The organism is Streptomyces sp. NPDC001204 (genome assembly GCF_053598035.1).
On sequence record NZ_JBSFJL010000009.1, the window covers coordinates 220,915 to 235,152 of the forward strand.

At 71.2% G+C, this 14,238-nt stretch carries 9 protein-coding genes; 7 read left to right on the forward strand and 2 right to left on the reverse strand.

Annotation, left to right across the window (positions count from 1 at the left end; all coding sequences use genetic code 11):
• The first annotated feature begins 49 nt into the window (after nucleotides 1–49).
• Both ACWC91_RS15780 and ACWC91_RS15785 read left to right on the forward strand, forming a co-directional pair.
• Complete coding sequence (locus ACWC91_RS15780; RefSeq protein WP_450640291.1) at nucleotides 50–1,075, forward strand: alcohol dehydrogenase; 1,026 nt, start codon at nucleotides 50–52, stop codon at nucleotides 1,073–1,075.
• A 253-nt stretch (nucleotides 1,076–1,328) separates the two neighbouring features.
• Nucleotides 1,329–1,823 (forward strand): lamin tail domain-containing protein, encoded by a 495-nt coding sequence (locus ACWC91_RS15785; RefSeq protein WP_225077574.1) that lies wholly within the window; start codon nucleotides 1,329–1,331, stop codon nucleotides 1,821–1,823.
• Between the two features lie 174 nt (nucleotides 1,824–1,997).
• On the opposite strand, the gene ACWC91_RS15790 is transcribed toward ACWC91_RS15785, so the two are convergent.
• The gene (locus tag ACWC91_RS15790) at nucleotides 1,998–2,942 is read right to left on the reverse strand and encodes an MIP/aquaporin family protein (RefSeq protein ID WP_450640293.1); all 945 of its coding nucleotides are present in this window, start codon (nucleotides 2,940–2,942) and stop codon (nucleotides 1,998–2,000) included.
• 428 nt (nucleotides 2,943–3,370) lie between these two features.
• Here ACWC91_RS15790 and ACWC91_RS15795 point away from each other — a divergent pair, with 428 nt between their 5' ends.
• The 5 genes from ACWC91_RS15795 to sbnA are packed head-to-tail and all read left to right on the forward strand — an operon-like array spanning nucleotide 3,371 to nucleotide 12,410.
• The gene (locus tag ACWC91_RS15795; protein WP_225077576.1) at nucleotides 3,371–5,899 is read left to right on the forward strand and encodes a Pls/PosA family non-ribosomal peptide synthetase; all 2,529 of its coding nucleotides are present in this window, start codon (nucleotides 3,371–3,373) and stop codon (nucleotides 5,897–5,899) included.
• Nucleotides 5,900–5,913: 14 nt separating this feature from the next.
• Entirely contained in the window at nucleotides 5,914–9,183 is a 3,270-nt protein-coding gene (locus tag ACWC91_RS15800) for a non-ribosomal peptide synthetase (RefSeq protein WP_450640295.1), read from the forward strand.
• 53 nt (nucleotides 9,184–9,236) lie between these two features.
• Entirely contained in the window at nucleotides 9,237–10,241 is a 1,005-nt protein-coding gene (locus ACWC91_RS15805; protein WP_450640297.1) for a TauD/TfdA family dioxygenase, read from the forward strand.
• Nucleotides 10,238–11,320: a 2,3-diaminopropionate biosynthesis protein SbnB gene (gene sbnB, locus ACWC91_RS15810; protein ID WP_450640298.1), complete on the forward strand. Its 1,083-nt coding sequence runs from the start codon at nucleotides 10,238–10,240 to the stop codon at nucleotides 11,318–11,320. The genes ACWC91_RS15805 and sbnB overlap by 4 nt, the downstream gene beginning before the upstream one ends.
• A gap of 37 nt (nucleotides 11,321–11,357) precedes the next feature.
• Complete coding sequence (sbnA, locus tag ACWC91_RS15815) at nucleotides 11,358–12,410, forward strand: 2,3-diaminopropionate biosynthesis protein SbnA (RefSeq protein WP_225077580.1); 1,053 nt, start codon at nucleotides 11,358–11,360, stop codon at nucleotides 12,408–12,410.
• A 72-nt stretch (nucleotides 12,411–12,482) separates the two neighbouring features.
• Here sbnA and ACWC91_RS15820 read toward each other — a convergent pair whose 3' ends face one another.
• Complete coding sequence (locus ACWC91_RS15820) at nucleotides 12,483–14,222, reverse strand: MFS transporter (protein ID WP_225077581.1); 1,740 nt, start codon at nucleotides 14,220–14,222, stop codon at nucleotides 12,483–12,485.
• Nucleotides 14,223–14,238 lie beyond the last annotated feature (16 nt).

Sequence of the window (14,238 nt, forward strand, 5' to 3'; positions counted from 1 at the left end):
CTGATGTCCTGGTTGCGGGGGCCGTCGTACCCGCTTCCGGGAGAGACAGATGAGTACCTACAGAGTCGCGCAGGTGACCACCGCCGGCGGTCCGTTCGAGATCGTCGAGCGTGAGGCGGCGGAGCCGGGCCGTGGCCAGGTCGCGATCACCGTGGAGGCGTGCGGAGTCTGTCACAGCGACAGCTTCTTCGTGGACGCCGTGATGCCCGGGGTCACTTTCCCGGTGGTTGCCGGGCACGAGATCGCCGGGCGGATCGAGCAGCTCGGCGAGGGGACGCGGGACCAGGGCTGGCAGCTGGGCGACCGGGTGACGGTGGGCTGGTTCGGCGGCAGCTGCCACCACTGCACCCCGTGCCGGCAGGGCGACTTCATCGTGTGCCCGGATCTGAAGGTCCCCGGCTGGTCCTACGACGGCGGCTTCGCCGAGCGGGTGATCGCACCGGTCGACGCCCTGGCCCGGATCCCCGACGCCCTGGCGGCGACCGACGCCGGGCCGATGGCGTGCGCGGGCGTGACCACGTTCAACGGACTGCGGCGCAGCTCCGCGCAGCCGGGTGATCTGGTGGCCGTGCTCGGCATCGGAGGCCTGGGTCACCTGGGGGTGCAGTACGCGGCGGCCATGGGCTTCGAGACGGTGGCGATCGCACGCGGAGCCGACAAGGCCGACTTCGCCAAGCGGCTCGGCGCGCACCACTACGTCGACAACACGACGGACACCCCCGTCGCCGACGCGCTGCGTTCGCTGGGCGGCGCCAAGGTCGTGCTGGCCACGGCCGGCAGCTCCGAGGCGATCGCGGCGACCGTCGACGGGTTGTCGCACCGCGGTGAGCTGGTGGTGATCGGGGCGGCTCCCACGCCGCTGGGGATCAGCCCGCTCCAGCTGATCACGAGCGCCCGGATCGTCCGCGGCCATCCGTCGGGCACCGCGCAGGACGTGCAGGACACGATGGCGTTCAGCGCTTTGCACGGGATCCGTCCGATGACCGAGGCGGTGCCGCTGGACCAGGCCGGCGAGGCGTACCGGAAGATGCTCGCCGGCACCGCTCGGTTCCGCATGGTGCTCACGAACGGATGACCAACCGGTGCGGGACCACGGCCGGTTGTCCCGCACCGGGTGAAGCGCCCGGGCCTCCCGAGGCGGAAGGCAGGCGCCCGGCGTGGAGTATCAGGCGAGGACGCCGCCGAGCGCGTCACCCGTGGCACGGAGGAGGGCTCGCGTGTCGAGAGGACACGGCGGCCTTCACACTCTCCACACCTCTCCGTCACTCCACTCTTACGTCTTGTGTATGCTCCTGAGGCTCCATTGGCACCACTGAGGGGGGAACCTCATGCGTATACGCTCCGCGCTGGCCGTGGCCGCCACGGCCGGCACTGTCGCCGTCGTCGCCGCCGCACCGGCGCAGGCCGCCGAGTACTCGTCCGCGCTGAAGGTCAAGGGCGTCCAGTACGACGCGCCCGGACGGGACTCCAACAACTGCCGTACCGGCAACACCAAGAACGAGTACCTGACGATCAAGAACTACTCGCGCACCGCGACCGTCAACCTCAAGGGCTACGTGGTCAAGGACGCCTCCGGCAACCGGTTCACGTTCCGCGCCAACCACAAACTCGAGCCCGGCGACTACGTGAAGCTGCGCGGCGGCAAGGGCACGGACTCCGACGCCAAGAACGTCGTCTACCGCCAGAACTGCAACTTCATCTGGAACAACGACAAGGACACCATTTACCTGCTCAAGCCCTCCGGTGCCCGCGCCGACGTCCACTCCTACACCAAGGCCCGCGACGACCGCGACGGCGACGGCTACATCAGCTACCACGGCTGAACCCACGCCGATCGGGCCGACCGCCGGGAAGCTCACGGCGGCCGGCGCGGCAACAGCGCGAGCGCCACATGCTCGATCGTCTCCAACGCCTGGCGGTGGACGTACTCCCGACGGAGCGTCCGAAATAAGGCCACCCCGGGCGACCTGCGCGCACCCGCCCGGTGACGGGGGCGGCTACGTGCCGCTCTCCTCGGTCGGGCGGGTGCGTCCGGGCTCCGGGAGCTCGTTGTCCTGGGCACGGATGTGCAGTACGTCGCCGATGAACAGGTCGTACACCAGGACACCGACGACCCCGCCGACGAGCGGTCCGACGATCGGGATCCACCAGTAGTGGCTGAACGAACCGGCCAGTCTGCCGGGCAGAGCCAGGTCTCCCCACCCGGCGAAGAACGTGAACAGGCGCGGGCCGAAGTCACGGGCCGGGTTGATGGCGTACCCGGCGTTCGCTCCGTAGGAGAAACCGATGGCGGCCACCACGAAGCCGATGACCAGCGGCCCGAGGTTGGCCTTCACGGCGGTGTTGCGCAGGTCGACGACCGCCACGATCAGCATGACCAGGAACGCGGTGCCGACGATCTGGTCCACGAGGGGCCCCCAGTAACCGCCGTGGAAGTAGGGCGCCGGGAAGGTGGCGAAGATCGAGAACGAGGCGACGGTGTGCCCATGCGTCTTCGGTCCCTTCATCGCCTGGTCGAAGGTGTTGATCGCGTCGTGGTAGACCGCGTAGACCACCGCGGCACCGACGAAGGCGCCCGCCACCTGTGAGATCCAGTACGGAACCACCTTCGCCCAGGGGAACTTGCGGCGCACCGCGAAGGCCAGGGTCACCGCCGGGTTGATGTGCGCCCCGCTGACGCCTCCGGCGACGTACACACCGAAGGCCACCCCGAAGGCCCAGCCCCAGCCGACCAGCAGCCAGTCACCGGCGCTGATGAAGAACGTCGTGGGCCCCTCGGTGCGTCCCGAGCCGGGCAGCGCCGCGACCGCCATGGCCACCGAGCCGCATCCGAAGGCGATGAGGACCAGCGTCCCCAGGAACTCCGCCATGCATTCGCCCCAGAGCCCGCCACGGCGCCTGAGCCGTGAGGGACTCAGCAGGGGCGGGATTTCCACGGCCATATCGGCCCCCTCAGCGAACAGGACGGCCTCGCGACACCGCCCGGCCCCGGGCGGCCCCGCCTCACCGCTCAGTCTGCGCGCCGGTCCGCACCGAGGCCACTCGGCCCGGTCCGGGACACCGCCGGCCCGCCGAACGCGCGTTCCACGACCAGCCGGCCGCGGCGCCGATACGGCCCCCGCAGCGTGCCGGGATCCTCCGGAGGGTGAACCCCCATACGGGTGAGATTACTCAGGCTGTCGGCGCAAAGAACCGAGGAATAGAGGCGCGTCGAACACTTCGGTTGCCTCGGCGCGAGTGAATCCGAGTGGCATCCGAGCGACGACCGAACAAGACTGATCAGTGGTTTCGTGATCAGGCGAAAACGCACGGTCCCGGAGACCGGGCACCGTTGGCCGATGGTTTTCGACCTTTCCTTCAGGGAGCTGGCATGGTGGAGAAGTCTGCCGACATCTTGATGCCCGGGCCGGACGAACCCGTGATCGCCGGGCAGGCACGCTCCCTCCCGGCGACGGCGGACACCGAGAGGGAGCTCGCCGGGATCCTGGCGGACGTCGTACACGCCGAACACGTTCCGCCCGAAAGTCATTTCTTCGACGACCTGGGCGCCAACTCCCTGGTCATGGCGCAGTTCTGCGCGCGGGTCCGGAAGAGATCAGATCTGCCGCCGGTGTCCATGAAGGACATCTACCGCAACCCCACGGTCCGCAGCCTGGCGGAAGCCCTCGCGGACCTCGCTCCACCCCCCGCCGACGCACCCGCGCCGGCGGCCCCAGCGGCACCCGTGGACGGGACGCCGGCACCGGCAGCGACGGCACCGAGCACGGCTCGCTACATGCTGTGCGGTACGGCTCAGTTGCTCATTTTCCTCGGATATTCGTTCGTCGCCGGAATGGCCACCGCACAGGCCTACGAGTGGGTCGGCTCGGCATCGGGCCTCGTCGACGTCTATCTCCGGTCCCTGTTGTTCGGGACCGGCGGTTTTCTCCTCCTGTGCGTCTTCCCGATCGCGGCGAAGTGGATTCTCGTCGGCCGCTGGAAGCCGGGCGAGTTCCCGGTGTGGGGTGCGGCCTATCTCCGCTTCTGGATCGTCAAGGTGCTCCTGCACGCGAATCCGATGATCCTCTTCATCGGAAACCCGCTGTACGTGCTGTACCTGCGGGCCCTGGGCGCGCGGATCGGCAAGGACGTCACGATCCTCTCCCACTCCGTGCCGGTCTGCACCGACCTGCTGACCATCGGCGCGGGCACCGTGATCCGCAAGGACGCGTTCTTCCTGTGCTACCGGGCGCACGCCGGGCGCATCCAGACCGGCCGGATCGACATCGGCCGGGACGCCTTCGTCGGCGAGAAGTCGGTGCTCGACATCGACACCTCGATGGGCGACGGCTCACAGCTCGGCCACGCCTCCGCCCTGTACCGGGGCCAGCACGTGCCGGCCGGCGAACGCCGGCACGGCTCCCCGGCACAGCCCACGTCGGTCGACCACATCAGGGTCGAGCCGACCCGGTGCGGCACGCTGCGGCGGGCCGCCTTCGGGGTGTCCTCCCTGCTCCAGCTGTTCCTGCTGTACCTGCCGATCGGCGTCGGCGGCGTCTACATGCTGTTCGCGGAGGTGCCGGCGCTGCGCGGACGGCTGGACGCGGGGACGACCCTGACCACGGTGCCGGAGTTCCTCACCGACACCCTGGTCGTGTCCGCCGTGCTGTTCTTCGGCGGGGTCGTCGTGGGCCTGCCCCTCATGCTCGCGGTGCCCCGGCTGCTGAGCCTGGCCGTCAAGCCCGACCGGGTCTACCCGCTCTACGGCTTCCACTACGCGATGCACCGGGCAGTGGCCGGCCTGACGAACATCAAGTTCTTCCCCTGGCTCTTCGGCGACAGCTCCTACATCGTCCCCTATCTGCGCCGCCTCGGATACGACCTGTCCCAGGTGGAGCAGACCGGCTCGAACTTCGGCACCGAGGTGCAGCACGAGACGCCGTTCCTGGTGTCCGTCGGCAGCGGGACGATGGTGGCCGACGGGCTCTCCGTCATCAACGCCGACTACTCCAGCACCTCCTTCAAGGTGAGCCGGGCGACGATCGGCGCGCACAACTTCCTCGGCAACAACATCGCCTATCCGGCGGGAGCGAGAACGGGCGACAACTGCCTGCTCGCGACGAAGGTGATGGTCCCCCTCGACGGCGAACTGCGCGAAGGGGTCGGGCTGCTCGGCTCACCGTCCTTCGAGATCCCCCGCTCGGTGGAGCGCGACACCCGCTTCGACCACCTCAGGACGGGCGACGCCCTGCACCGCAACCTCGCCGCCAAGAACCGTTACAACCTCCGCTCCATCGCACTCTTCCTGCTGCTGCGCTGGGTGCTCGCCGCCGTGCTCACGGGAGTCGGTCTGGCCTGCGTCGACCTGTACGGCACGCTGGGCCACGTGGTGATCGCCGGCTATCTGGCCCTCACCGTCGCCATCACGGCCGGCTACTTCATCCTGGTGGAACGGGCCATCGCCGCCTTCCGCTCCCTGCGCCCCCGCCTGTGCTCCATCTACGACCCGTACTTCTGGTGGCACGAGCGGCTGTGGAAGGTGCCGGACGAGTGGCTCGAGCTGTTCAACGGGACCCCCTTCAAGCGCCTGGTCTGGCGCCTGATGGGCGTGCGCATCGGCCGCAGGGTCTTCGACGACGGCTGCTACATCACGGAGCGGACGCTCACCGTCATCGGGGACGACTGCACGCTGAACGTGGGCAGCAAGATCCAGTGCCACTCGCAGGAGGACGGCACCTTCAAGTCGGACCACACCAGGCTCGGATCCGACTGCACCCTCGGGGTCGGCGCGCACGTGCACTACGGCGTGACGGTGGGCGACGGGGCCGTATTGGCGCCCGATTCCTTCCTCATGAAGGGCGAGGAAGTCCCCGCGAAGGCGGAATGGGGCGGAAACCCCGCCGCGCCGACGGCGAAATGACGAAGGGCCATTCGATGGGAGCGTTCGTGGCAGCGGACAGGGAGTTCTGGAGCGAGGTGCTCACCGCCGGCGGCTTCACCGCCGTTCCGCGGTGGGCACGCGAGCCGTTGGCCGGTGACGCCGAGCACGAGGAGACCGTGCCGGCCGGGACGGCCCGGGCGGTGCGCGTCCTCGCGGCGGAACTGGGGGTGCCGTCCGGCGCGGTCCTGCTGGCCGCGCACGCCAAGGTGCTGGCCGCTCTGTCCGGTGAGCAGGACGTGGTGACGGGCTGTGTCACGGGCCCCGACGCCGCCCCGCTGCCCTGCCGGGCGGCCGTCGCGCCGGGGTCCTGGCGCCGGCTGGTGCTCGCCACCCACCGTGTCGCGGCGGACCTGCTCGCGCACCGGGACTTCCCCGTGGACGAGCTGCGCCGGGAGCTGGGACTCCAGGGACCGTTGTTCGAGGCCGTCTTCGACCCGGCGGACACCGGGGGCGGCGCCCTGCCCGACGGGGCGGTGCTGCGGATGGCCTTCGGCGAGCGGGACGGGCTGCTGACGGCACGGTTGCGGTACCGCACGGACGCGCTGGACGCCGAGGCCGCGGCCCGGGTCTGCGGCTACCACCTGACCGCGCTGCGCCTGATGACCGCCGACGTGGACGCCGAGCACACCCGGCAGAGCCTGCTGTCGCCCGAGGAGACGCGCGACCAGCTGGAGGGGCTGGCCGGACCCCACCGGGAACTGCCGTCCGCGCGGGCGCACGAGCTCTTCGAGGAGCGGGTACGGGCCCACCCCGAGGCGGTGGCCGCGGTGCACGGCGAGCGCTCGTGGACCTACGGGGAGCTGAACGCGCGGGCCAACCGGCTGGCCCGCGCGCTGCTGGAGCGCGGTCTGGGCCGGGAGGACGTGGTGGCCGTGGTCACCGAGCGCAACCTCGACTGGCTGGCGGCGGTACTGGCGGTGTTCAAGGCCGGCGGTGCCTATCTGCCGATCGAGCCGCACTTCCCGGCCGGGCGCATCGAGGCGACGCTCGCCCGGGCGGGCTGCCGGCTGGTGCTGACCGAGCCGGGCAGCACCGGCACCCTGGACGAGGCGCTGGCCGCGCTGCCGCCGGGGACCGAGAAGCTGCTGATCGAGACGGCGTACGCGGAGGAGCACGCGGACGACGACCTCCGAGTGGAGGTCTCCCCGGGCCAGTTGGCGTACATCTACTTCACCTCGGGCTCCACCGGCGAGCCCAAGGGAGCGATGTGCGAGCACGCCGGCATGCTCAACCACCTGTACGCCAAGATCGACGATCTGGGGATCGGTCCCGGGCGGGTGGTGGCGCAGACGGCTCCGCAGTGCTTCGACATCTCCCTGTGGCAGCTGCTGGCCGCGCTGCTGGTGGGCGGGCGGACCCTGCTGGTCGAGCAGGACGCCGTCGTGGACGTGGAGCGGTTCGTCGACACACTGGTGCGCGGCCGGGTCGCCGTGGCGCAGGTCGTGCCCTCCTATCTGGAGGTGGTGGCCTCGTACCTGGAGCGGCACCCGCGCGAACTGCCCGACCTGGCCTGCGTGTCGGTGACCGGCGAGGCGCTGAAGCGGGAACTCGTCCAGCGCTGGTTCGCCCTCCAGCCCGGCATCAAGCTGGTCAACGCCTACGGGCTGACGGAGACTTCGGACGACACCAACCACGAGGTCATGGACGCGGTGCCGGAACGGGTACTGCTTGGACGCCCGGTCGGCAACGTGCGCGTCTACGTGGTCGACGAGCACCTTTCGCCCGTGCCGCTCGGCGCCCCCGGGCTGATCGCATTCTCCGGCGTCTGCGTGGGACGCGGATACGTCAACGACCCCGAGCGGACCCGTGAGGCCTACCGCGAGGACCCGCACCGGCCGGGCGAGCGGCTGTACCTGGCGGGCGACTGGGGCCGCTGGCACCCCGGCGGGAAGCTGGAGTTCCTCGGCCGCCGGGACAGCCAGGTCAAGATCCGCGGGTTCCGCATCGAGATCGGGGAGATCGAGAACACCCTGCTGCGCGTGCCCGGGGTCCGGGACGGCGCGGTGGTCGTCGCCGAACTCGCGGGCCGCAGCACGCATCTGATCGCCTTCCACACCGGCCGGCGACTCGATCCGGAGGAGTTGCGCGACGCGCTCGGTGCCGTGCTGCCCGCGTACATGGTCCCGTCGGCCTTCCACTGGCAGGACGGGCTGCCGCTGACCGCCAACGGCAAGATCGACCGCAAGGCGCTGACCGCGCTGGCCGAACGGGGCGAGCAGACGGCGGAGGAAGCCGGTTCCGGCGAGTCCGACGACGCCCCGCGCACCCCGACCGAGCGGAGGCTGGCGGCCGCCTGGGCGGAACTGCTGGGCCTGCCCGGGCAGACGATCGGCCGGCGGGACCACTTCTTCGACCTCGGCGCGACCTCCCTGTCGGCGGTGAAGCTCACCATCGCCCTGAACCGCGCGGTGTCCCTCAAGGACATCACCCGGCACCCGGTGCTCGCCGAACTCGCGGCGTGCCTCGACGGCACGGCCCGGCAGCGGCCGGAGCTGCTCCAGCCGCTGTCGGCGGGCGAGGATTCCCCCGAGTGCGCGCTGGTGTGTTTCCCCCACGCGGGCGGCAACGCGGTCAACTTCCAGCCGCTGGCGAGCGCCCTGGCCGGCAGCGGCGTCGCCGTCCACGCGGTGGACCTGCCCGGACACGACCTGGCCGCAGGCGAGGAGCCGTTCGCGCCGTTGGAACAGGTGGTGGAGCGGGTCGCCGCAGAGATCGCCGGGCGCGGCCTGAAGCGGGTCATGCTCTGGGGCCACTCCTCCGGCACCGCGCCCGCCCTGCTGACCGCCCGGAGGCTCTCCGCGCTCGAAGTGGAGGTGACCCGGGTGTTCCTCGGCGCGCAGCTGCTCGGCACGGCCGCCGAACGACGCGCCGCCGCCGCTGAGTTGACTGAGCGCGGCGACGCCGATATCGCCGCCCGGCTCAGCGCGGACGGCGGCCACCTGGAGCTCGGCGAGCTGAACGCCGAGCACGCCGAGCGCGTCGGGGCCGCCTACCGGCACGACTGCGTGTCGGCGCACCGCTGCTTCGCCGACGCCCTGGACAGGCCGCCGGCGGTGAGACTGGCCGCGCCGGTCACCGTGGTCGTCGCCGCCGACGACCCGAGCACCGCGGGCTTCCAGGACCACTGGCGGGACTGGGAGTTCCTGGCCGAACAGGTTGAACTGCGTGAACTCACCGATGGCGGCCACTACTTCCCACGCACCCGCCCGGCCGCGGTGGCGGCGGCCGTACTGGACGCCGCCGACCTGCTGGCCTCCTCCTGAACACCGCTGAGGACCGCCCCGGCCTCGTTGGTGACGAACGAAAGGAAACCGAGATGTCGTTCTCGTCCCCGGCTTCGGTACTGGAGGTGGAGCTGCGACCGGACAGACCGCCCGTCCTGCGTGTCGAGGCCTCCGCGGACGCGACCGGATGGGCGGCCGAGCACCGCGAGACGCTGCGGGCCCGGGTCGCCGAGCACGGAGCCGTGCTCGTACGCGGCCTGGCACTGCGGGAGCCCGAGCAGATCTCCGCCGTCTTCACGGAACTGGCCGGCCCGCTGATGCCGGAACGGGAGGCCTTCGCCCCCCGCGAGTCCTACGGCCCCGGTCTGTACTCCTCCACCGCCTGGCCCGCCAACCAGCCCATGTGCATGCACCACGAGCTGAGCTACGCGCTGAAGGTGCCCGGGCTGCTGCTGTTCGCGTGCCCGACCGCGCCCGACGAGGGCGGCGCGACCGCGGTGGCCGACGCGGAGGCGGTGCTGAACGCGCTGCCCGCGGAGCTGACCGAGCGCTTCGAGCGCGAGGGCTGGCTGCTCACCCGCAGCTACAACGACGAGATCGGGGCGTCCCTGGCGGAGTCGTTCGGCACCGACGACCGCGAGACCGTCGAGAACTACTGCCGCGCCCACGCCATCGAGTTCGCCTGGCAGCCGGACGGCGGCCTGCGCACCCGGCAGCGGCGCTGTGCCGTGGTCCGGCACCCGGTCACCGGCCGGCGCTGCTGGTTCAACCAGATCGCCTTCCTCAACGAGTGGACGCTGGCCCCGGAGGTGCGCGAGTACCTGGTGGACGAGTACGGCGCGGACGGGCTGCCGTTCAACACCCTCTTCGGCGACGGCGCACCGATCGGCGAGGAGGTCGTGCAGCTGCTCAACGAGACCTACGAGGCGCACACCCAACGCGAGCCCTGGCAGTCCGGCGACCTGATGCTGGTCGACAACATCCGCACCGCGCACAGCAGGGAGGCCTTCACCGGTGACCGACAGGTACTCGTCGCCATGGCCGAGCCCCAGCGCCTGGCCGAGTACGGCCCGACCCCGAAGGGAATCCGGCGATGACCCCCGTGACCTCCCCCGCCACCGACCCGACCACCTCCCGGCTGCCCGCCCCGGTGCCGACCTTCGCCGTGATCTCCGGCGCCCAGGTCCGGCAAGCGCTCGAAGGGCGCGAGAAGCAGCTCACGGAGCTGGTCGAGGCGACGTACCGGCTGCACGGCTCCGGCAGCACGGTGAACCCGCCATCGTACTTCCTGCGCTTCCCCGACCGTCCCACGGCGCGGATCATCGCGCTGCCGGCCTCCGTCGGCGGGTCGGCGGGCGTGGACGGACTGAAGTGGATCTCCAGTTTCCCGGCCAACGTCGGCGCCGGCCTGCCCCGGGCCTCGGCGGTCCTGGTCCTCAACGACCACGACACCGGCTACCCGTTCGCCTGTCTGGAGAGCTCCATCATCAGCGCCACCAGGACCGCCGCGTCCGCGGCGCTGGCCGCCGACTGGCTCACCCGCAACCGGCCCCGCCCCACCCGGGTCGGCTTCTTCGGCACCGGCCTGATCGCGCGCTACATCCACACCTTCCTGACCGGCACCGGCTTCAGCTTCGACAGCGTCGGCGTGTACGACGTGTCCGCCGACAGCTCCGCCGGGTTCTGCGGCTACCTGCGCCAGACCGGTGCCGCCGGGCACGCCTCCGAGGTCACCGTCCACGAGAGCGCCGAGGACCTGATCCGCTCCAGCGACCTGGTGGTCTTCGCGACGGTCGCCGGCGAGCCGCACGTCACCGACCCGGCCTGGTTCACCCACCATCCGGTCGTCCTGCACGTGTCGCTGCGCGATCTCGCCCCCCAGGTCCTGCTCTCCGCGGCCAACTTCGTCGACGACGTCGAGCACTGCCTGAAGGCCGGCACCTCGCCGCACCTGACCGAGCAGCTCACCGGCGGCCGGGACTTCCTGCACGGCACCCTCGACGACGTCATGACCGGGCGGGTGGATCCGCCCACCGACCGGCCGGTGATCTTCTCGCCGTTCGGCCTGGGGATCCTCGACCTCGCCGTCGGCAAGTACGTCTACGACGAGGTGGCCCGCGCCGGAAACCTGCATGTCATCGACGACTTCTTCCATGAGCTGCGCCGATACGGCTGAACGTTCCTACCCTCGGCCCAGGCATCAGGAGGCCAGCGTGCCCGTCATCTCAGCCCCCCACGCCTTCAACGAAGGCCAACTCTATGTTGATCTCCGGCCGACATTCGGGCGCTCGCTCTACCTGAAGTGCGAGGGCTTCAACTTCGCCGGCTCGATCAAGATGAAGGCCGCGACAGAGATGGTGGAGGCCGCGGAACGGGACGGCCTCCTGACGCCCCGCTCGATCCTCATCGAGTCATCGTCGGGCAACCTCGGTGTGGCGCTCAGCATGATCGCCGCCAGCAAGGGCTACCGGTTCCTCTGCGTGACGGACTCCCGCTGCAACCTGTCCGCACGGCTGCTGATGGAGGCGCTGGGCAGCGAGGTGCACGTCATCGCCGACCTGGATGCCAACGGCGGCTTCCTCGGCGCGCGGATCGACTACGTCCGCGCGCTGTGCGCCTCCGACGAGCGGTACGTCTGGCTCAGCCAGTACACCAACCCGAACAACTGGGGGGCCCACTACCGCAAGACCGCCCCGGAGATCGCCCTCCAGTTCCCCCGTCTCGACGTGCTGTTCGTCGGCTCGGGCACCACGGGCACGCTGATGGGCTGTGCCCGCTTCTTCCGCGAGTGGCACCGGCCGGTGCGGATCGTCGCGGTGGACACCGTCGGCTCGGTGGCCTTCGGCGGCAAGCCGGGCCGGCGGATGATCCCCGGCCTGGGCATGAGCATGCGCCCGCCGCTGCTCGACGAGTCCTTCGTCGACGAGGTGGTCCAGGTCGAGGAGGCGGACACCATTCGCGCCTGCCACCGACTGGCCCGGCGCGGCTTCCTGTTCGGCGGGTCCACCGGGACGGTGGTCAGCGGCGCGATGGACTGGCTCTCGCGCAACGACGCCCGCTCCCTGACCGCCGTGGCCATCGCCCCGGACCTCGGGGAGCGCTACCTCGACACGATCTACCAGTCCTCCTGGCTCGAGGACCTGTACGGCGACGCGTTCCTCGGCGACCGGCAGGACCGGCCGGAATCCGGCCCCGAGGAGGTCACCGCGGGCTCCCTGGCCGTCGACCCCCGCTCGCGCACGCGGCGCACGCCACGCGACCGGTGACGTCCGCCGCGTGGACGGGGACCGCGCGGCGGACGGCTGCCCCGCGGTCCCCGTCCGGGGATCCGCCGCCGGTCAGCCCGCCGCGCCCCGGAGTTCCGACAACGTGGCCGCGGTCAGCGGCCGCGGCTCGCTGTCCGGGTCGACGAGGACCACGGTGCAGGCGGCGGCGTGGGTCAGGGCCGCGGTGAAACTGCCGTCGGCGAACTGAGCGAGCGGGCCACGCGGCGAACGGCCCACCGCCACGGCGCGCGCGCCCACCTCGACGGCGTGCCGGGCCAGGGCGCGGCCGGCCGCCGCGTGGTCGCCGACGCTGCCGAGGATCTGGCCCCGCGCGACGACGCCATGCGCGGCGAGCCGGTCGAGGTGGGCGGTGACGGTGGCGCGGGCCTGCGCGAAGTCCTCGGCGTCGGCCGCCTGTTCCTCGACGACGGCGGTCTGCTGGACGTGCACGACCTCCAGGGGGCTGCCGGTGTCCCGGGCGAGCCGTGCCGCGGCGTCGACGATCACGGCGGCCCCTTCGTGGGCGCCGACGGCGACGACCACGGGCGGGGTGCCGGTGGACGCCGGGGTGCCGACGGGCGTGAACGTCGGTGTGACGGGCTCCCCTTCACCGGTGCGCGTCTCGGCCTCCCGCAGCAGCCGGTGGCCGAAGGCCAGCACCGGAATGGCGAGAAGGAAGGTGGCGGCGCCGAGGTAGAACGGGACGCTGAGGTCGGTGGCGTCGGCGAGCTTGCCGGCGACGTAGGGTGCCAGGCCGCCGCCGATGAACCGCAGGAAGCCGTACGCGGAGGAGGCGACGGGCCGCTCGACCGGAGAGACGAGCATGACGGCCTGGGTGGTCAGGGTGTTGTTGATGCCGATGAACGCGCCGCTCACGACGACCGCCACGATGACCACGGTGGGGGTGGCGACCCCGGCCGCGATGACGGCCATCACGATGCTCAGGCCGAGCAGGTTGGCGTAGAGGACGGGGGCGGTGCCGTAGCGGGCCTGAAGGCGCGGGGCGAAGAAGACGCTGAAGGCGGCCACGAGCAGGCCCCAGCCGGTGAAGACCAGCCCGAGCTGGTGGGCGCCGAGCTCCATCGGGTAGGGCGCGTAGCCGAGCATGGTGAAGAAGCCCCAGTTGTACAGCAGGGCCATGATGCCCATGGTCAGCAGGCCGCGGTGGCGCAGCGCCTTGAGGGGGGCGAGGGGCGAGGTGCGGCGTTCCGGTTTCGGCAGGTTCGGGACGAAGGCCAGGGTGGCTATGAGGGCGATGGCCATGAGGACTGCGACGCCGAAGAAGGGGCCGCGCCAGCTGATGGCGCCCAGTTCGCCGCCGAGCAGCGGGCCCACGGCGATGCCGAGGCCGAGCGCGGTCTCGTAGAGGATGATCGCGCCGCCGAAGCCGCCGCTGGCCGAGGCGACGATGACGGCCAGCGAGGTGGCGATGAACAGGGCGTTGCCCAGCCCCCAGCCGGCGCGGAAGCCGACGATGCCGCTGATGGAGCCCGACGAGCCGGCCAGGGCGGCGAAGACGACGATGACGGCCAGGCCGGTGACGAGGGTGCGCTTGGCTCCGAAGCGGCTGGAGAACCAGCCGACGATCAGCATCGCGACCGCGGTCACGATCAGGTAGCTGCTGAACAGCAGGGAGACCTGGCTGGGCGTGGCATGCAGGCTCTCGGCCAGGGCGGGCAGGATCGGGTCGACCAGGCCGATGCCCATGAACGAGATGACGCAGGCGAACGCGACGGCCCAGACGGCCTTGGGTTGTTTGAAAGGGCTGGCGGCCTTTCCGTGACCGGCGGCTTTTCCGTGCGGTGCACTCATGTGCGCCTCTCCTGTG

Coding starts and splice junctions, on each gene's coding strand:
- ACWC91_RS15805 (WP_450640297.1), top strand. CDS start 9,237: ATGTCGTTCTCGTCCCCGGCTTCGGTACTGGAGGTGGAGCTGCGACCG.
- ACWC91_RS15800 (WP_450640295.1), top strand. CDS start 5,914: ATGGGAGCGTTCGTGGCAGCGGACAGGGAGTTCTGGAGCGAGGTGCTC.
- sbnB (WP_450640298.1), top strand. CDS start 10,238: ATGACCCCCGTGACCTCCCCCGCCACCGACCCGACCACCTCCCGGCTG.
- ACWC91_RS15820 (WP_225077581.1), bottom strand. CDS start 14,222: ATGAGTGCACCGCACGGAAAAGCCGCCGGTCACGGAAAGGCCGCCAGC.
- ACWC91_RS15790 (WP_450640293.1), bottom strand. CDS start 2,942: ATGGCCGTGGAAATCCCGCCCCTGCTGAGTCCCTCACGGCTCAGGCGC.
- ACWC91_RS15780 (WP_450640291.1), top strand. CDS start 50: ATGAGTACCTACAGAGTCGCGCAGGTGACCACCGCCGGCGGTCCGTTC.
- ACWC91_RS15795 (WP_225077576.1), top strand. CDS start 3,371: ATGGTGGAGAAGTCTGCCGACATCTTGATGCCCGGGCCGGACGAACCC.
- ACWC91_RS15785 (WP_225077574.1), top strand. CDS start 1,329: ATGCGTATACGCTCCGCGCTGGCCGTGGCCGCCACGGCCGGCACTGTC.